At 54.3% G+C, this 19,186-nt stretch carries 12 protein-coding genes and 6 pseudogenes; 4 read left to right on the top strand and 14 right to left on the bottom strand.

The genetic code is table 11. From position 1 onward, the window contains the following. Positions 1 to 187 precede the first annotated feature (187 nt). Positions 188 to 1,084: pseudogene (locus tag BFF42_RS22780) on the top strand (penicillin acylase family protein); the annotation flags it as partial. 77 nt (positions 1,085 to 1,161) lie between these two features. On the opposite strand, the gene yjiA reads toward BFF42_RS22780, so the two are convergent. The 13 genes and pseudogenes from yjiA to hpaG all read right to left on the bottom strand — a co-directional run bounded on the left by yjiA (position 1,162) and on the right by hpaG (position 15,494). Beyond that, positions 1,162 to 2,118 (bottom strand): GTPase, encoded by a 957-nt coding sequence (gene yjiA, locus BFF42_RS22785; protein WP_012421646.1) that lies wholly within the window; start codon positions 2,116 to 2,118, stop codon positions 1,162 to 1,164. A 10-nt stretch (positions 2,119 to 2,128) separates the two neighbouring features. Beyond that, positions 2,129 to 2,332: a YbdD/YjiX family protein gene (locus tag BFF42_RS22790; protein ID WP_000467859.1), complete on the bottom strand. Its 204-nt coding sequence runs from the start codon at positions 2,330 to 2,332 to the stop codon at positions 2,129 to 2,131. 130 nt (positions 2,333 to 2,462) lie between these two features. Then, complete coding sequence (gene btsT / locus BFF42_RS22795; RefSeq protein ID WP_001298933.1) at positions 2,463 to 4,613, bottom strand: pyruvate/proton symporter BtsT; 2,151 nt, start codon at positions 4,611 to 4,613, stop codon at positions 2,463 to 2,465. 392 nt (positions 4,614 to 5,005) lie between these two features. Further along, a complete protein-coding gene (locus tag BFF42_RS22800; protein ID WP_001175455.1) occupies positions 5,006 to 5,518 on the bottom strand; it encodes a 4-hydroxyphenylacetate 3-monooxygenase reductase subunit in 513 nt (170 codons plus the stop codon). A 17-nt stretch (positions 5,519 to 5,535) separates the two neighbouring features. Beyond that, positions 5,536 to 7,098: a 4-hydroxyphenylacetate 3-monooxygenase, oxygenase component gene (hpaB, locus tag BFF42_RS22805; protein WP_000801471.1), complete on the bottom strand. Its 1,563-nt coding sequence runs from the start codon at positions 7,096 to 7,098 to the stop codon at positions 5,536 to 5,538. A gap of 250 nt (positions 7,099 to 7,348) precedes the next feature. After that, a pseudogene (gene hpaA / locus BFF42_RS22810) lies at positions 7,349 to 8,227 on the bottom strand (4-hydroxyphenylacetate catabolism regulatory protein HpaA). Positions 8,228 to 8,236: 9 nt separating this feature from the next. Next, a pseudogene (gene hpaX / locus BFF42_RS22815) lies at positions 8,237 to 9,612 on the bottom strand (4-hydroxyphenylacetate permease). A 174-nt stretch (positions 9,613 to 9,786) separates the two neighbouring features. Beyond that, positions 9,787 to 10,574: pseudogene (hpaI, locus tag BFF42_RS22820) on the bottom strand (4-hydroxy-2-oxoheptanedioate aldolase). A 10-nt stretch (positions 10,575 to 10,584) separates the two neighbouring features. After that, positions 10,585 to 11,388, bottom strand: coding sequence for a 2-oxo-hept-4-ene-1,7-dioate hydratase (gene hpaH, locus BFF42_RS22825; RefSeq protein WP_000459750.1), 804 nt, complete (start codon positions 11,386 to 11,388; stop codon positions 10,585 to 10,587). 110 nt (positions 11,389 to 11,498) lie between these two features. After that, positions 11,499 to 11,879: a 5-carboxymethyl-2-hydroxymuconate Delta-isomerase gene (locus tag BFF42_RS22830; protein WP_001119864.1), complete on the bottom strand. Its 381-nt coding sequence runs from the start codon at positions 11,877 to 11,879 to the stop codon at positions 11,499 to 11,501. A 9-nt stretch (positions 11,880 to 11,888) separates the two neighbouring features. Further along, entirely contained in the window at positions 11,889 to 12,740 is an 852-nt protein-coding gene (gene hpaD / locus BFF42_RS22835; protein WP_000516990.1) for a 3,4-dihydroxyphenylacetate 2,3-dioxygenase, read from the bottom strand. A 1-nt stretch (position 12,741) separates the two neighbouring features. Then, positions 12,742 to 14,208 carry a 5-carboxymethyl-2-hydroxymuconate semialdehyde dehydrogenase gene (gene hpaE / locus BFF42_RS22840; protein ID WP_039060503.1) on the bottom strand — a complete coding sequence of 489 codons (1,467 nt, stop codon included), beginning with the start codon at positions 14,206 to 14,208 and terminating at the stop codon, positions 12,742 to 12,744. Next, positions 14,205 to 15,494, bottom strand: a pseudogene (gene hpaG, locus BFF42_RS22845) (4-hydroxyphenylacetate degradation bifunctional isomerase/decarboxylase). Before hpaG ends, hpaE begins: the two are co-directional and overlap by 4 nt. Positions 15,495 to 15,765: 271 nt before the next feature. Here hpaG and hpaR point away from each other — a divergent pair. Next, on the top strand, positions 15,766 to 16,212 hold the full coding sequence (gene hpaR, locus BFF42_RS22850; RefSeq protein WP_000543915.1) for a homoprotocatechuate degradation operon regulator HpaR: 447 nt from the start codon (positions 15,766 to 15,768) through the stop codon (positions 16,210 to 16,212). Between the two features lie 118 nt (positions 16,213 to 16,330). Beyond that, positions 16,331 to 17,986 carry a methyl-accepting chemotaxis protein gene (tsr, locus tag BFF42_RS22855; protein ID WP_000919572.1) on the top strand — a complete coding sequence of 552 codons (1,656 nt, stop codon included), beginning with the start codon at positions 16,331 to 16,333 and terminating at the stop codon, positions 17,984 to 17,986. A 48-nt stretch (positions 17,987 to 18,034) separates the two neighbouring features. On the opposite strand, the pseudogene BFF42_RS22860 reads toward tsr, so the two are convergent. Then, positions 18,035 to 18,937: pseudogene (locus tag BFF42_RS22860) on the bottom strand (MFS transporter); the annotation flags it as partial. A 49-nt stretch (positions 18,938 to 18,986) separates the two neighbouring features. On the opposite strand from BFF42_RS22860, the gene BFF42_RS22865 reads away from it, so the two are divergent. Next, on the top strand, positions 18,987 to 19,186 hold a 200-nt coding region (locus BFF42_RS22865), incomplete at its 3' end, for an IS1 family transposase (protein WP_001638972.1).

Here is a 19,186-nt window from a genome sequence, read left to right on the forward strand (position 1 = left end):
GAGCAGGTACCGGCATCCACGTTACAGACGGTCCCGGCAAAAGTGCCTGACCTGACCCCTATTAGCGGTTACCAGCGCCCCACCAGACCCGGTGACATCCCCCCCCGGATCATGGACGACTGGGGGCAGTAATCATGCCGGGTCTGGCTGGCTAACACCCCATTATAAGGGGTACGAATAAAGTAACGGGGCAGATCGCGTTACGGAGATCGACCGACTGCTTGAGCAAAAGCCACGCTTAACTGCTGATCAGGCATGGGATGTTATTCGCCAAACCAGTCGTCAGGATCTTAACCTGAGGCTTTTTTTACCTACTCTGCAAGCAGCGACATCTGGTTTGACACAGAGCGATCCGCGCCGTCAGTTGGTGGATACATTAACACGTTGGGATGGCATCAATTTGCTTAATGATGATGGTAAAACCTGGCAGCAGCCAGGCTCTGCCATCCTGAACGTTTGGCTGACCAGTATGTTGAAGCGTACCGTAGTGGCTGCCGTACCTATGCCATTTGATAAGTGGTACAGCGCCAGTGGCTACGAAACAACCCAGGACGGCCCAACTGGTTCGCTGAATATAAGTGTTGGAGCAAAAATTTTGTATGAGGCGGTGCAGGGAGACAAATCACCAATCCCACAGGCGGTTGATCTGTTTGCTGGGAAACCACAGCAGGAGGTTGTGTTGGCTGCGCTGGAAGATACCTGGGAGACTCTTTCCAAACGCTATGGCAATAATGTGAGTAACTGGAAAACACCTGCAATGGCCTTAACGTTCCGGGCAAATAATTTCTTTGGTGTACCGCAGGCCGCAGCGGAAGAAACGCGTCATCAGGCGGAGTATCAAAACCGTGGAACAGAAAACGATATGATTGTTTTCTCACCAACGACAAGCGATCGTCCGGTGCTTGCCTGGGATGTGGTCGCACCCGGTCAGAGTGGGTTTATTGCTCCCGATGGAACAGTTGATCAGCACTATGAAGATCAGCTGAAAATGTACGAAAATTTTGGTCGTAAGTCGCTCTGGTTAACGAAGCAGGATGTGGAGGCGCATAAGGAGTCGCAGGAAGTGTTGCACGTTCAGAGATAATTAAGCCCGAATGCCCTCATATTCTGGAGGAATATGAGGGTGATAAAGTCTCAGGTATTGTGATGTTGGAGGGCTGGTTACTTTTTGAGTCCCGCAAACGCCGCCCGAATCTCATCCTCCGGCAACTGAATCCCGATAAACACCATCGTGCTATGCGGTTTTTCATCGCCCCACGGGCGGTCCCAGTCGGCGCTGTAGAGGCGCTGGACGCCCTGGAACAGCAGGCGGTTAGGTTCGCCGTCAATCCACAGCATCCCTTTGTAACGCAGCAGTTTATCCGCCGATTCCAGCAGCAGGTTTTCCATCACCCGGGAAACTTCGCTGATATCTACTGGGTAATCCAGTTCCACCACAATCGACGAAATATCGTTTTGTTTGTCCGCGATAAAGTGGAAACGCGGTTTGGTGCTGACGACGTTTTCTTCCAGCATAAAACCGTTGGTGTTGAACAGAAGGCCCAGGTCGATATCGCCGTGGGTAACGGTGTAGACCGGTGCGCGGGCGTTGATGCGCGCCAGGCGTTCACGCAGTTTCTCTGCTTCGCCTGCGATGTCGGTTTTCGTCAGCAGAATACGGTCGGCGTAGCCAACCTGGGACTGGGCGATGGTGAACTGGTTCATCTGCTCATCGGCATGTACCGCATCCACCAGCGCAATCACCCCGTCCAGCAGGTAGCGCTGGCATAAAATCTCATGGGAGAAGAAGGTCTGAATAATCGGGCCGGGATCGGCCATGCCGGTGCATTCAATGACCAGACGGTCGAACTGAATATTGCCCTTGTCGAGATTATCCAGCAGGTCGAGTAGTGCGTCTTCCAGCTCGTTGGAGCGCGAACAGCAGATGCAGCCGTTGGTCAGCGTTTTGATCTGCGTGGCGCGGTCGCCAATCAGTTGATCATCAACGGAGACTTCGCCGAATTCGTTTTCAATCACGGCAATCTTGTAGCCGTGTTGTTCGTTAAGAATATGGCGCAGCAGGGTGGTTTTGCCCGCGCCTAAAAAACCGGTGAGTAGGGTAACTGCAATCGGGTTCATGCTCTCTCCATTAACAACAGCGCATACCGCCTTTACCATCGCCGCCGTAGCGCGCGTTCTGGCGTTCGCGGAAGAATTCTTCATAGCTCATGTACGGCTTGTCGGGATGGTTGGTCTTCATATGCTCGACGTAGTTGTCGTAGTCTGGAATGCCAATCAACATCTTCGCCGCCTGGCCGAGATATTTTTTTGCCTGTCCTAAGTTACCAAACATTTTGCCTTCCAGATATGCGTAAAGCCCGGAAGGTCCGGGCTAGGGATTTGCCGGATGCGGCGTAAACGCCTTATCCGGCCTACGATAGACACTTTGTAGGCCGGATACGCGCAGCGCATCCGGCAACCGGTTAGTGGTGCGAAGAGATCTTCACGCCGCCTTCCGGGATTGGAACGTACGGAGTTTCTTTGTCAGTACGTTTGTCGCTGTTACGCACCGCAAGCCAGGTTTTGAAACCGTAGAAGATGATGCTGTACACCACAATCAGGAACAGAATACTCAGGCCTGCGTTGGTGTAGTTGTTCACAACGATGTGGTTCATGTTGGCAATCTGCTGCGCCGTCAGGTCAGTACCGTTAGCAATCTTCTCTTTGTACTGGCTTGCCATGTAGAAGAAGCCTTCCATCTGCGGGTTGGTGCTGAACAGTTTCAGACCCAGCGCCCAGGTGGTGCAGATAAGCAGCCATACAGCCGGAACAACAGTTACCCAGATGTATTGGGTGCGCTTCATCTTAATCAGCACAACGGTGCCCAGTACCAGCGCTACGGCTGCCAGCATCTGGTTGGAAATACCGAACAGCGGCCACAGGCTCTTAACGCCGCCCAGCGGATCGACCACGCCCTGATACAGCAGGTAGCCCCACAGACCCACACAGCCCGCAGTACCGATGATACCGGCAACCAGAGAGTCGGTTTTTTTCAGGAACGGGATGAAGTTACCCAGCAGGTCTTGCAGCATAAAGCGGCCAGAACGAGTACCCGCATCCAGCGCGGTCAGGATGAACAGGGCTTCGAACAGAATACCGAAGTGATACCAGAAGCCCATGTCAGCCATCGGCAGCACTTTGTGGAACACGTGAGCGATACCTACCGCCAGCGTCGGCGCGCCACCTGCACGGTTCAGGACAGAAGGCTCACCAATGTCTTTCGCGGTTTGCAGGATCTGCTCTGGCGAAATCACGAAGCCCCAGGAGCTGACGGTCGCCGCCGCGTGTGCGGTAACGTCTTTCAGCTGCGCCATGATGATCGGCGCGTTCTCGCCACCCATTTCATGCAGGTTAGGCATGGTGATGCCAAGGCCAGCAGGCGGGGTATTCATCGCGAAGTAAAGACCCGGTTCGATGATGGACGCAGCAACCAGCGCCATAATCGCCACGAAGGATTCCATCAGCATTGCGCCGTAGCCAATGAAACGCGCGTCGGTTTCGTTAGCCAGCAATTTCGGCGTCGTACCGGAAGAGATCAGCGCGTGGAAGCCAGATACCGCACCACAGGCGATGGTGATGAACAGGAACGGGAACAGAGCGCCTTTCCACAGCGGGCCAGTACCGTCAATGTACTGGGTCATTGCAGGCATTTTCAGTTCCGGGTTCAGTACCACGATACCCAGCGCCAGGCCGACGATAACGCCGATTTTCAGGAAGGTTGCCAGATAGTCGCGCGGTGCGAGGATCAGCCACACCGGCAGCAGTGCGGAAACAAACGCATAGCCAATCAGCGCGAAGGTAATGGTGGTGTCTTTAAAGGTCAGTGCCGGACCCCAGTACGGATCGTGAGCAATCACGCCACCGAAATAGATAGAGGCAACCAGCAGCACGATACCAATAACAGAAACTTCACCTACACGCCCCGGACGGATAAAGCGCATGTAGATACCCATAAACAGCGCAATCGGTACGGTTGAGCAAACGGTGAAGACACCCCACGGACTTTCGGCCAGGGCTTTAACCACAATCAGCGCCAGAACGGCGAGGATGATGATCATGATTAAGAAACAGCCAAACAGCGCGATAGTCCCCGGTACTGGTCCCATCTCTTCTTTGATCATCTCACCGAGAGATGCGCCGTTACGGCGAGAGGAGATAAACAGCACCATAAAGTCCTGAACCGCACCGGCCAGTACTACCCCCGCCAGCAGCCACAGCGTGCCAGGCAGGTAGCCCATCTGCGCGGCGAGCACCGGACCAACCAGCGGACCGGCACCAGCGATAGCGGCGAAGTGGTGACCAAACAACACGTAACGGTTGGTCGGAACGTAGTTCAGACCGTCGTTGTTAATAACCGCAGGCGTCGCGCGCGTGGGGTCGAGTTTCATCACCTTCTGGGCGATGTACAGACTGTAGTAGCGATACGCCACCAGATACACCGACACAGAGGCGACCACGATCCACAGGGCGCTGACGTGCTCCCCCCGACGTAATGCAACTACCGCGAGGCAGAATGCACCGATGATTCCGAGAATCACCCAGGGTATGTGCTTGAATAGTTTTTTCGTATCCATAGTAAAACCTGGCATTTTACTCGTCGTCTTTTGGCTTACAGGTGCGGCAGCTGCGTTCGTTCACCTCTGTCACTTACTGTTGTAAGCTCCCGGGGATTCACTCACTTGCTGCCTTCCTGCAAACCAAAATTCATAGAGTAATTTGTTAATCATAGGCCGAAGCCGTTCTAGGTTTGCGTTGCGTTTGAGGAGGTAAATTGACCGCTATCCTGCAGTGATGTTGCCAGAGTTACGCGCGCGTAAAGTAAGGTAAATAACTGAGTGGTTATTTTAGGGACGTAAGCGGTCAGGAATGGCGGTGAGCGGTTGGGCAAGAATTATTCATCGGGTGGATATGTGATTGAGATCACAATAAAAATGCCCCTTCGACGAATACGTGAAGGGGCTGGAGCTTAAATCGCAGCTTCCATTTCCAGCATCACTGGATGGAAACGGCGTTTAAAGTAGATAAGTCCGTGACCTTCTGCACTGAGGATGATGTTTTTAATCTCCACCAGATACACCAGATGTGTGCCAATTGCCTGCACATCGCGGATCTCACCTTCAAGACTGGCCAGCGAACCTTTCAGCACCGGCTGCGCCAGCGGACCTTTTTGCCAGCATGAGAGGCTAAAACGCTCTTCCATCGCCATGCCTGTCATGCCCGCGAAGTGGCGTGCCATCAGTTCCTGCTCATGGTTGAGGACGTTGACGCACAACTTACCGTTGCCCTGAAAAACCGGGTTCATCGCACTGTTGGCGTTAATGCACACCATCAGCGATGGTGGTGTATCCGTGACCGAGCAGACGGCCGTTGCCGTAATCCCGCATTGTCCGGCGTCGCCCTCGGTGGTGATAATATTTACCGCTGCCGACAGGCTGGCCATCGCGTCACGAAAGCGCAGGCGCTGTTCATCTAATTGCATCTTAACCTCCTGCTGCGTTATTTCAGCAGCTTATCCAGCATGTTGATATCGTCGTTGTTGTGCAAGTGCGGCACAGTCCAGCCGTTCTGGTCGTATTCCGACAGGCAGCGATCAACCATCGCCATCATCTTGTCCATATTGCCGGAGCTTTGTGCCTGGCGCAGACACTGCAGGCGAATCTCATCCTGGCTACCGGAGTAGTTGATTTCATACAGTTCGTGGCGACCACCAAACTCGCTGCCAATGGCGTCCCACATCAGTTTGAGGATCTTGATGTGCTGGACGTGATCCATACCATTCGAACCGCGCACATACTTCGCCAGATACTGGTCGATCTGCGGATTGTTCAGGTCACGGGCACTGGAAGGGAGATAGATCAGGCCACTGGTAACGTTGCGTTCGATAATGTTTTTGATCTTCGCGTAGGCCATTGGTGCCAGTACGCGATAGGTTTGCAGTGCGGCATGATCCGGTAAATAAGCCCCGTTGACCCACGGCGTCGCTTCAGAACACATCGAGTCACTCAATGCCCAGAAGGTGTTGCGCCACGCCACCACTTCACCGAGATCGGCCTGTACACCACGGAACTCCAGGGTGCCGGTACATTCGAGTGATTTTTTCAGCAGTGCTGTAATGAAGTCTAATTTCACTGCCAGGCGCACACAGGCTTGCAGCGGATACATACGGGCAAAACCGCCTTCCATTGTCCAGCGACGGCAGCGATCGAAATCGCGGTAGATCAGTACGTTTTCCCATGGGATCAGCACGTTATCCATCACCAGAATCGCATCGTTCTCATCGAAGCGGCTGGAGAGCGGGTAGTCGTATGGCGAGCCGGTAGCACCCGCGACCATCTCATAAGAGGCGCGGGAGATTAATTTTACGCCATCGGCATCCATTGGCGCAACGAACATCAGTGCGAAGTCCGGGTTTTCGCCCATCACTTGTGCCGAGCCGAAGCCAATCATGTTGTAGTGAGTCAGCGCCGAGTTGGTGGCAACCACTTTCGCACCGCTGACGATAATCCCGGCGTCAGTCTCTTTTTCCAGCTTGATGTAAACGTCTTTTACTTTATCGGTCGGCAAATGACGATCGATCGGTGGGTTAACAATCGCGTGGTTAAAGTAGAGGCCAGTTTCCTGAATACGGGTGTACCAGTTACGGGCGTTCTGCTCGAACTGACCGTAAAAGCCCGGATTCGCGCCCAGTGCGCAACCGAAAGCAGCTTTGTAGTCTGGGGTACGGCCCATCCAGCCATAGCTCAGGCGTGACCACTCAGCGATGGCATCGCGTTGCTGGCGCAGGTCGTCGGCACTTTTCGCCACGCGGAAGAATTTATGGGTATAGCCGCCGCTGCCGGTGTCGGTGTTCCAGCACAGAGAGTCCTGCATCTCCGGTTTGTGTAGCGCGTCGTACAGTTGGGCAACAGACGCTGCCGCATTACGAAATGCCGGATGAGTAGTGACGTCTTTCACTCGCTCGCCATAGATATAGATCTCGCGACCATCCTGCAGGCTTTTCAGATACTCTTCCCCGGTGAACGGACGTTGGGTACTGGCGCGGAAATCTTCTGGTTTCATGTCGACCTCTACAGTATTAATCGGAATACGATTGTTAATTTTGTGTGTTGTTTTTGTTATTCAATTGAAGCTTGCAGGGGCGATTACGGGAAGAGACTTTTGGGACAATGGCTGGTACTTTTCAGGTCGGGTACGGTTTTGTGATCGAGGTCGCTTTTAGCGATTTTTGACGTTACTAAATCCCCTTGCTCCAGGCGGAGAAAGGGGAATAGCTGGTGGTGCCTGGTTTCCCGTTAAGGCTAAGGGATTTTCACGTCACAGGTACTTTTTTGGCGCGATAAGCACTGGGCGAGCAACCGACTAAGCGATTAAAAAAGCGCGCAAAATAAGCCGGATCCTTATTGCCAGGCAATATTGTTCACGGCGTTATCAGAAAACAGCAGCAGCCGCTTGGCTTCTCGCAGCTGCCTGTCGAAAATCAACCGTTTTGGCGGACGGTTGGCAAAGCGACGGCAGATGTCCGTGAGTCGTGATTCGGTGATATGCAGTTCGTTAGCGTAATCCGGTACTGTCCAGTGCTGATGAAAATGGCTTTCAATCAGCATATTAAAACGCTGGAACAGTTTTAATTCTCCGCGCATCCCGCTGGCGGCATGGTCGTCGAGTTTTGCGTTACGCAGCAGTAGGGTGAACACTGCCTGTGCCAGTAACGTCAGGGTGTGTTCCCGTCCAGGCAGTTGTTCCACCGATTCCCGCTCTATCAGTTGCCAATAGTGTTCCAGCGCCGCCAGTTCGTCGGGTTTATCTGCCAGTGACAGGCCCCCGGCAGGCCGAAGGTTTCCCGAGTGCCCGGATAAAGAACTTCCAGCAGGGGTCAGATCAGATCTTCCCGTACCGTCAACACATGACCGTCGGCGTCAGACTCCGTAATAAACGCATGAGGTACTGACGGCGGCGTCAGGACAAACAGGGGCGCTTCCACCGAGTAGCGATGATCGTCAAGCTGTAGCTCAATCTGTCCGCTATTGAGGAAATGCATCTGAAAGTACTGTTCGTGGCGATGTGGCAGCATATGGCGGCCAAAAAATGCCGCCATGCGGGCGAACGACTGATAATGCACATCGTCCGTGCCCAGGCTTTCATCGTACTCTTTGCTGATATCAATATTGGCAATCTGACGGTCACACATCGTCGTTCCTTACGGGGTCGCTCGCGGACGGGAGGACTGCATTGGAATCGCCCAGATAATCCCCGCACCAATCACCAGCAGGCGGCAACAAACCACAATCCACTGTTAAAGCTGCCGGTCAAATCTTTCAACCAGCCGATCATAAACGGACTTAACGCTGAACCAATGTTGCCAGTGGCGTTGATCACCGCAATACCGATCGCTCGTGCCCGCAGGCTGATGGACTGATCCGGTGTTGTCCAGAAAATCGCCATTGCGCTGAATGATCCGGTCGAAGCCATAATGATCCCCAGCATCTGGATCATGTTGTGATCAGTTGCCGAAGCCAGTAACCAACCTGCGGCAGCGAACAAATAAGGAAGGGCGGTGTGATGCCTTCGTTCCTGGCGGCGATCTGAGTGACGGCTCCAGTAGACCATCCCGAGAATGGTACAAATCTGCGGTACGGCGGCCAGCAGGCCGATGGTGATATTACTGCTGCCCTGATTAAAACTTTGCAGGATCTGCGGTGTCCAGATGCTGATCGCACTAAGTGTGTTGGTCAGGCAGAAATACGCCAGGGTATACATCATCACCACCGGAGTGAAGATCTCCCGCCACATACTGCGTTGTTGCATGGCGTGGTGGCTGATGGCTCCCTCTGGCTGAACCAGCGTCAGACGATCGTTATCCATCATCTCTTGCAGGCATTTTTTGTCTTCTTTCGTCAGCCACTTAGCTTTGTCCGGTGAGTCATCAAGCCAGAACCACACCATGACGCCGAGTAATACCGACGGGAAGCCTTCCAGCAAAAACAGCCACTGCCAGCCTTTTAATGCCATGACGCAATCCAGCGACAAAATGTAGCCGGAAACGATCGAGCCCAACGCTGTCGTTACCGGCATTGCTACCATAAACAAGGCGTTGGCACGGGCGCGGAAATAGGCCGGAAACCAGAAGGTTAAATACAGCAGAATACTAGGCAGAAAGCCGGCTTCGGTAATGCCAACCAGTATACGCAGTACGTACAAGCTGGTGGGGCCAGTGGCAAACATGGTGGCAGTAGAGGCGATGCCCCAGAGCACCATGATGGTGGCGATCCAGCGCCGCGCACCGACAATACTCAGCATAATGTTGCTGGGAATGCCGAAGATGACATAAGCGGCATAGAACAGGGTGGTAGCGAGGCCAAACATGGTGGCGCTCAGACCGAGGTCGCGTCCCATCGTGAGTCCGGCAAAGCCGATGTTGATGCGATCAAGGAACGAGAAGATAAACAGCACGAACAGAAAGACGATCAGGCGGCGAAATAGCTTCTTAATAACCGCCTGTTGTCCGGCAGTCAGCGCTTTATGCTGATTCGCCGGATCGATACTCTCCGGTATGGCAGGTGAGGTGTCGCTCATTTTTCTTCCTCTAATGGGATTTTTGTAGGGTACGACAAGGTTTATGGCGGATGCGGCGTAACGCCTTATCCGGTCCGCGATTTGGTACGGCTTTTTGCCGGATGCGGCGTAAACGCCTTATCCGGCCTACGGTTTGGTGCGAGTGTAGGCCGGATAAGTGCAGCGCATCCGGCATTAATACACGCCGGGCTTCACGGCGGTGGCCTGCGCACCAAACCGTGCTGCCAGCGCTTCAGCGGCGCGGGCGAGCAGGGTGGTGTCAACGCCGACGGCGACAAACAGCGCGCCCAGTTCCAGATAGCGTTTTGCCAGTTGCTCATTGGCGATCAGGATCCCCGGCGCTTTGCCCGATTCACGGATCTGCACGATCGCCTGCTCAATGGCGGCCTGTACTTCCGGGTGCTGCGGATTACCGGCATAACCCATATCGGCGCTCAGATCCGCCGGGCCGATAAACACGCCGTCGACGCCTTCCACGTCCAGAATCTGCGGTAAGTTCTTCATTGCCTCACGCGTTTCGATCTGCACCAGCACGCACATTTGATCGTTGGCTTTTTGCAGGTAATCAGGAATACGATTCCAGCGCGAGGCGCGGGCCAGCGCACTGCCCACACCGCGAATACCGGCGGGGGGATAACGGGTGGCGCGTACCGCTTCACGGGCTTCGTCAGCGTTTTGTACCATCGGCACCAGCAAGGTTTGTGTGCCGACGTCCAGCAGTTGTTTGATTTGCACCGGATCGTTCCACGACGGACGTACTACCGGCTGGTTGGGGTAGGGCGCAATCGCCTGTAGCTGGGTGAGCACGGTTTGCACGTTATTCGGCGCGTGCTCACGTCGATCAACAACCAGTCGAATCCTGCTCCGGCCAGTAACTCTGCGCTGTAGCTGCTACTCAGCCCCAGCCATAATCCGATCTGCGGACGGCCTGCTTTCAGCGCCGCTTTAAAGCTGTTTTCCATCGTTCTCTCCTTAAACAAAGCGGCAGCTAATGGAACCCATGTTGCCGTAATCGACGTGGAAGGTGTCGCCCTTACGCGCCGGAACCGGGCGGGTGAACGAACCACCGAGAATGATTTGCCCGGCTTCCAGTTGTACGTCATACGGTGCGAGTTTGTTCGCCAGCCAGGCCACGCCGTTTGCCGGATGATTCAGCACGCCAGCGGCGACGCCGGTTTCTTCAATCACGCCATTGCGATACATCAGGGCGGAGATCCAACGCAGATCCAGTTCGTCTGGTTTGATCGGACGACCACCGAGGATCACCCCGGCGTTGGCGGCGTTATCAGAAATGGTGTCGAACACTTTGCGCGGGCGCTGGGTTTCCGGATCGATGTTGTGGCAGCGAGCGTCGATCAGCTCCAGCGCCGGGATCACGTAGTCCGTGGCGTTGTAGACGTCGAACAGCGTGCAGTTTGGCCCACGCAGCGGTTTTGCCAGCACGAAAGCCAGCTCCACTTCAATGCGCGGCACGATAAAGCGATCGGTCGGGATATCGCTGCCATCGTGGAAGAACATGTCATCCAGCAGGGCACCGTAATCTGGTTCGCTGATCTGCGAGCTGGCCTGCATTGCTTTTGAGGTCAGACCGATTTTGTGGCCTTTCAGCGTACGGCCTTCGGCGATTTTCAGGCGAACCCATTCGCGCTGCACCGCGTAAGCGTCTTCGATGGTGATCTCTGGGTAATCCAGCGAGATCGCGCGGATCTGTTCGCGCTGTTTTTCTGCCTGATCCAGACGCTGGGCGATCAGGGTGTGGGTGTGTTTATCGAACATAGCGATATCCTGTGGCATTGCCGGATGCGGCTGCGCCTTATCCGGCCTACGGTGTACGGTTTGGGGTTTTGTAGGCCCGGTAAGCGCAGCGCCACCGGGCAATCTGCGCGCTACTTAAACAATGCGTGCACGTTGTTTTGTTTAAAATTCAGCGTCGGATGCAGCTCTTCAATCTCAAACGACAACGCCAGCAGGCGGCTCTCCATCAGGGCGGCGAAGTGCGTTTTAATCAGTTCAAACAGCATTTCACCCGCCTGCTGACGGCTTTCCAGGCTGCGACCTGCGCCGATTTTCAACGTCATATGCACGAAGGCATAATCACGCTGCCCGTCGGCCATCTGCCAGGTATCGACCCAATGCACGCGGCTGCGAATACCCGCCAGCGGAAAAATACCCGTGGCTGCCAGCGTCGGATTCACTTTGGCGAACAACCCCGGCAGGTCGGCTTCTTCGCGGATGTTGTCACTGCATTCAACGATAAAGTGCGGCATAAAACGTCCTTACGCGGGAAGCGGGAAAACAGCGTTAACCTGACCGGTGCCAGAGCTTGGGAATAGCTCGGTGATGAACTCCACCTTGCCGTCGTATTTATCCCAGCCGAGCATCCCCAGCAGCATCACCGTGTCGTGCATATTGCCTTCGCCGTAGCAGTAGTCGGCGTACTCCGGCAGCATATTGCAGAACTCTTTGAACTGGCCTTCGCGCCACAACTTCACCACGCGCTCGTCCATCTGGCGGTCGAACTCGCGGGTGTAGCTGTTCATCCCTTCTTCTGCACGCTGATCGTCAATAAAGCGGTGCGATAACGAACCGCTGGCAAGGACCGCCACGGTGCCGTCGTACTGTTCGATCGCTTTCAGAATCGCTTCGCCCAGCTTGCGGCTGTCGGCAAAATCGTGAACCGTGCAGAAAGCCGAAATGGAGACCACTTTGAAGTGCTTGTCTTCATTCATGTAGCGCATCGGCACCAGCGTGCCGTATTCCAGTTTCAGGCTGGGAATGTTGTGCGCTTTTGCCCGCACGCCGAGCTTTAAGGCTTCATCGGCAATAAGCTGCCCCAACTCCGGGTTGCCCTCGTAGTTGTAGGTCATATCGCGGATAAAATGCGGCAGCTCGTTGCTGGTGTAGACGCCTTCAAAATGGTCTGCACAGTTGATGTGATAAGCACTGTTGACCAGCCAGTGGGTATCGAAAACGATAATGGTATCGACGCCCATTTCCCGGCAACGCTTGCTGATCTCTTTATGCCCGTCGATCGCGCCCTGGCGGCAACCGTGGTTTTTCCCTGGCAGTTCAGAGAGATACATCGACGGTACGTGCGTGATCTTGGCGGCTAACGCTAACTTACCCATATCAGACTCCCCATTTCGGAATTGGATGGTCGCCCATGGAAATGCAGACGTTCTTCATTTCCGCGAACACTTCGAAGCTGTACTCACCGCCTTCACGCCCGGTGCCGGAGGCTTTTACGCCGCCAAATGGCTGGCGCAGGTCACGCACGTTCTGGGTGTTGACGAACACCATGCCAGCTTCAATGCCACGCGCCAGGCGTAACACTTTGCTGACATCCTGTGTCCAGATGTACGACGCGAGGCCGTACTCCACGTCGTTTGCCAGGCGTAAGCCTTCAGCTTCGTCTTTAAACGGCAGCAGGCAGGCGACCGGCCCGAAAATCTCTTCTTGGGCGACTCGCATACGGTTATCAACGTCTGCCAGCACCGTTGGGCGCAGGAAGTTGCCGCCTTTCAGGTGTGCAGGCAGGTCAGACGGTTTATCCGGGCCGCCCCCCAGCAGGGTGGCGCCTTCTTCAATGCCGAGACGGATATAGCCGGAGACTTTTTCCCAGTGCTGCTGGCTGATAAGCGCGCCAACCTGGGTATTCGGATCGTTCGGATCGCCCACGCGCAGACGGTTGGCGCGTTCGGCAAAGCGTTTAACGAATTCCGGGTAGATGCTTTGCTGAATAAAGATGCGTGAACCGGCGGTGCAGCGTTCGCCGTTGATCGAGAAGATGGTGAACAGGGCGGCGTCCAGCGCGCGTTCAATATCGGCATCTTCAAAAATCAGCACCGGCGATTTACCGCCCAGTTCCATGGAGTATTTTTTCAGCCCGGCGTTTTTCATGATGTTGCGCCCGGTGGCCGTACCGCCGGTGAACGACACGGCACGTACGTCATGATGACGAACCAGCGCATCCCCTGCGGTTGCGCCGTAGCCCTGTACCACGTTCAGCACGCCTGCCGGAATACCGGCTTCCAGCGCCAGCTCACCCAGGCGGTCAGCGGTCAGCGGGGAGAGTTCCGACATTTTCAGTACCGCGGTATTGCCCAGCGCCAGACACGGCGCGACCTTCCATGTGGCGGTCATAAACGGTACGTTCCACGGCGATACCAGCGCACAAACGCCCACCGGCTGCACCAGCGTGTAGTTGAGCATCTTGTCGTCAACCGGATAGGTCTTGCCGTTCATCTGCTGGCAGACTTCCGCGAAAAATTCAAAGTTGTGGGAAGCGCGTGGGATCAACACATTTTTGGTCTGATGGATCGGCAGGCCGGTGTCCGCGGTTTCCATCGCGGCGATCTCTGGCACGTTCTGGTCGATCAGATCGCCCAGACGGCGCATCAGGCGCGCACGCTCTTTCATCGGCAGATTGGCCCATTTCGGGAACGCCTCTTTCGCTGCCGCTACCGCCTGATTGATCTCCGCTTCACCGCCAGAGGCCACATCCGCCAGCACTTCACCCGTTGCCGGATTGGTGGTCTGGAAGTAGTCGTTACCTGCAACATTTTTGCCGTTGATCCAATGATTTACTTTTTTCATTTCGCTGTATCCTCACTCACAATTCGGTTCACCAGGCGGCCCACGCCTTCTACTTCCACCACTACTTCATCGCCAGGCACCACGTCAGATAAGCCTTTGGGTGTGCCGGTGGCGATCATGTCGCCCGGATTCAGGGTCATAAATTCACTTAAGTAGGCGATCAGGAAGGGCACGCTGAAGATCAGATCGGCGGTGGTGCCTTGCTGGCGTAACTCGCCGTTGACGAAGGTGCGAAGGGTCAGATTATGCGGGTCCGGGATCGCCTCTTTCGGCACGATGGTTGAAAGCATCGGCGTCAGTCCGTCGCGGCTTTTTACCCGCAGGTTAGGGCGGTAGTAGTTTTCCAGATAGTCACGAATGGCGTAGTCGTTACACACGGTGTAGCCCGCGACATAATCCATGGCATCGGCTTCGCTGACGTTACGCGCCTGTTTGCCAATAACTACCACCAGCTCCGCTTCATAGTGCATGTATTCAATATTGTTTGGACGCACGGAGGTCTGGTTATCGCCAGTGAGGGTATTTGGCGCTTTCAGGAACACCAGCGGTTCTTCCGGTGGCTTAAATTCCAGTTCGCTGGCGTGGTCGGCGTAGTTCAGGCCGAGGGCAAACAGCGTGCCGTGCGGGTGTGGCTGCGTTGGGAAGCTCTTGCGCGTGGTCACTTCACGTTCGTCCACTACCGGATTTTCCAGCGGCGGGAAACCTTCTGCGAGAACACGAACGCGCTCGCCTGGCTGTATTTCCACGCGCGCCTGTGGCGTGCCGAGCAGAATGGCGTCGCCTGGATTCAGCGTGGCAAATTCGCTCAGGGCGCTCAGCAACTGCGCGGCGTTACGTTGTAAATCGGCGGTATTCCAGTGATCGGCAGGACGCCCGTTGATCTCGGTATAGATGGTCAGATTATCGACATTGCTGAGAGCCACGGTTTCGCCAATGGGGCAGAATCCATCACGACATTTTGCTTTGATTGCCGGGCGGTAAAAGCTCTCTTCCGGCAGGCTGACGTCGTTAGCCTGCGCATATCCGGCGATGTACTCTGCCGCATCTTCTTCACGTACTTTCGTCGCCGTTTTTCCCACAATCAGCGCAACAGTCGCACCGCTCAGTACCTTTTCACCCTATGGAAAGGGAATCGGTTCACCGCAACCAATCACCGTATTGCGCGGTTTAATAAACCAGACCGCAGTTTTAGGCGGGGCTTTGTAGGGGGATTGCTGGAACGCTTCCTGCCATGCATCAAGTTGGCTGCGATGGTTCAACGCTACGGCGAAGATAGTGCCTTTCATTACCACTCCTCGGATTCGATCATCTTAATCATTAATATGTTAATGATTACTTTTATTCCCGATTGCGTAGTTTGGCAAAAGTAAGTGATGTAAATGTGATCTAATTAACAAACTATTTACATTTAAAGATAATAAAATATTAAATATCAGTAAGTTAATAAAATATCATCAATTTTGATAAAATCAGGAATTGCAGGGGCAGCGCAGTCCCGGTAACGTGACGATTAACTGTTTCTATATTAATGATTTTGAATTTTTCAGGGGAAAGATAATGCACGACTCACTAACCATTGCGTTGCTCCAGGCGCGAGAAGCGGCGATGAGTTATTTTCGCCCAATCGTTAAACGGCATAATTTGACTGAGCAACAGTGGCGCATCGTGCGTATTCTGGCGGAAAGCCCATCAATGGATTTTCACGATCTGGCGTATCGCGCCTGCATTTTGCGCCCAAGCCTGACCGGGATTCTCACGCGGATGGAACGCGACGGTTTAGTGTTGCGATTAAAGCCGATCAATGATCAGCGGAAGCTCTATATCTCGCTAACCAAAGAGGGGCAGGCGCTGTATAACCGCGCTCAGACACAGATTGAAGAAGCCTATCGGCAGATTGAAGCTCAGTTTACTGCCGAGAAAATGCAACAGTTAACCCATCTGTTAGAGGAATTTATTGCTCTGGGCAATTCCCGACAAGAAGCCATCCCGGGCGATAATGAATAACTTTTTAGTATCTGATAACCAGCGCCTGGTTTTTCCATGGATGGCGGGTTACACCTTTTCATAAAGTTTTTGCTTTCCAGGCCGAAAATCTTGCATCGGTCCACAGGAAAGAGAAACCATGTTAAAACGTATCAAGATCGTGACCAGCTTACTGCTGGTTTTGGCCGTTTTTGGCCTTTTACAACTGACATCAGGCGGTCTGTTCTTTAATGCCTTAAAGAATGACAAAGAAAATTTCACTGTTTTACAAACCATTCGCCAGCAGCAATCCACGCTGAATGGCAGCTGGGTCGCGTTGTTGCAGACGCGTAACACCCTCAACCGCGCGGGTATCCGCTACATGATGGATCAGAATAATATTGGTAGCGGTTCAACCGTTGCTGAGCTGATGCAGAGTGCCAGTATTTCGCTGAAACAGGCGGAAAAAAACTGGGCGGATTACGAAGCGTTGCCGCGTGACCCGCGTCAGAGCACCGCCGCAGCGGCAGAGATCAAACGTAATTACGATATTTATCACAATGCGCTGGCGGAGCTGATCCAACTGTTAGGTGCAGGCAAAATCAACGAGTTCTTTGATCAGCCGACCCAGGGATATCAGGACGGTTTCGAGAAGCAGTATGTGGCTTACATGGAGCAAAACGATCGGCTCTATGATATCGCCGTCAGCGATAACAATGCCTCCTACAGCCAGGCGATGTGGATTCTGGTGGGCGTGATGATCGTCGTACTGGCGGTCATCTTCGCCGTCTGGTTCGGTATTAAAGCCTCGCTGGTAGCGCCAATGAATCGCCTGATTGACAGCATTCGTCATATTGCAGGCGGCGATCTGGTGAAACCGATTGAGGTGGATGGCTCTAATGAGATGGGGCAACTGGCAGAGAGTTTGCGCCATATGCAGGGAGAGCTGATGCGTACCGTCGGTGATGTGCGCAACGGGGCCAATGCCATCTATAGCGGTGCCAGCGAAATCGCCACCGGCAATAACGATCTCTCTTCGCGCACCGAGCAACAGGCCGCTTCGCTGGAAGAGACGGCAGCCAGCATGGAGCAACTGACCGCAACGGTGAAGCAGAACGCCGAAAATGCGCGCCAGGCCAGCCATCTGGCGTTAAGTGCTTCTGAAACGGCGCAACGCGGCGGCAAAGTGGTAGATAACGTGGTGCAGACTATGCGCGATATCTCCACCAGTTCGCAGAAAATCGCCGATATTATCAGCGTAATTGACGGCATTGCCTTCCAGACCAATATTCTGGCTTTGAACGCGGCGGTTGAGGCTGCGCGTGCGGGTGAGCAAGGGCGCGGTTTTGCGGTGGTCGCGGGAGAAGTGCGTAATCTGGCCCAGCGCAGCGCCCAGGCGGCTCGTGAAATTAAAAGCCTGATTGAAGACTCGGTGGGGAAAGTGGATGTTGGCTCTACGCTGGTCGAAAGCGCCGGGGAAACAATGGCGGAGATTGTCAGCGCCGTGACCCGCGTGACGGACATTATGGGCGAAATTGCTTCTGCTTCTGATGAGCAGAGCCGTGGTATCGATCAGGTTGGCTTAGCGGTTGCTGAGATGGACCGGGTAACTCAACAGAACGCCGCGCTGGTGGAAGAGTCTGCCGCTGCCGCCGCCGCGCTGGAAGAGCAGGCCAGTCGCCTGACCGAAGCAGTGGCAGTGTTCCGGATTCAGCAACAGCAGCGTGAAACATCGGCTGTGGTAAAAACCGTGACGCCAGCTGCGCCGCGTAAAATGGCCGTGGCAGATAGCGAGGAGAACTGGGAAACATTTTAATCGCCATGAAAATGCCCGATAAGCAAAATGTTATCGGGCATAAGGAGATTAATCTTTACGTGGGTCGTTGATCGGCTGACGAACCAGGAAGATGTACGCCAGTGCCCCCGCTGCGGTGACGCAACCGCAGATGATTAGTGCCAGACGGAATGAGTGGGTGGTATCAACAATAAAACCAGTAATGATCGGCGCAAAAGAGGCGCAGATGAAGCTGGCAAAGTTCTGGATACTGCCCACCGACGCAGTCATGCGAGAAGCAACTGCGACGTGGATCAAGCCCCAGCAGGATGTTCCGGCAAAGTGAATACAGAACAGTGCCATGCCAATCAGCAGAACCGCCGTCATGGATGTTGTCGCTTGTGGTACTATCAGCGTAAAGGCGGCAGAACAGAACATCCCGGCAATAATGCAGATCTTACGGCTTTTAATCGGAGCCATTCCCCCTTTGACCAGCCAGTCGGTAACGTAACCGTTGACCAGCATCCCGGCAGCCCCAAACAGGAAAGGGATAGCCGCCATCAACCCTGTGCTTTTTAAATCCAGGTTATAGGCTGTTTGCAGGTAACCAGGAAGCCAGGCCAGATACAGCCACGCAGTGTAGTTGATGCCACTGAATCCGAGCATCATTCCCCACATTGTACGGTTACGGAACAGGCTGCGCCATTCGGCAAAACTGAGCGGATCTCGGCGGGCATTGACGCTACCTGCATTGAGATAAGCTTGCTCAACGGCAGTCAGTTCTACGTGCTCGCGGTTGCGATAGAGCATATACCAGCCGATGGCGAGAAAAATCCCCAGTACACCAATGGTAATAAACATCCCGCGCCAGCCCATCACCAGCATCATCGCCGCCAGAATCGGTGGGCTTACGGCAACGCCAATGGTAGAAGCTGCGTTGAAGAAGCCCATCGGGCGTCCGCGCTCTTTGATGTTGAACCAGTCGTTGGTAATGCTGCCAACTTACTGATTTAGTGTATGATGGTGATTTTAAGGTGCTTGCGTGGCTTCCATTTCCATCAGATGTCCTTCCTGCTCCGCTACTGAAGGCGTGGTGCGTAACGGCAAAAGCACTGCCGGACATCAGCGCTATCTCTGCTCTCATTGCCGTAAAACATGGCAACTACAGTTCACTTACACCGCCTCTCAGCCCGGTACGCACCAGAAAATCATTGATATGGCCATGAATGGCGTCGGATGTCG

This window comes from Shigella sp. FC1661 (genome assembly GCF_001712525.1).
Lineage (GTDB): Bacteria > Pseudomonadota > Gammaproteobacteria > Enterobacterales > Enterobacteriaceae > Escherichia > Escherichia coli.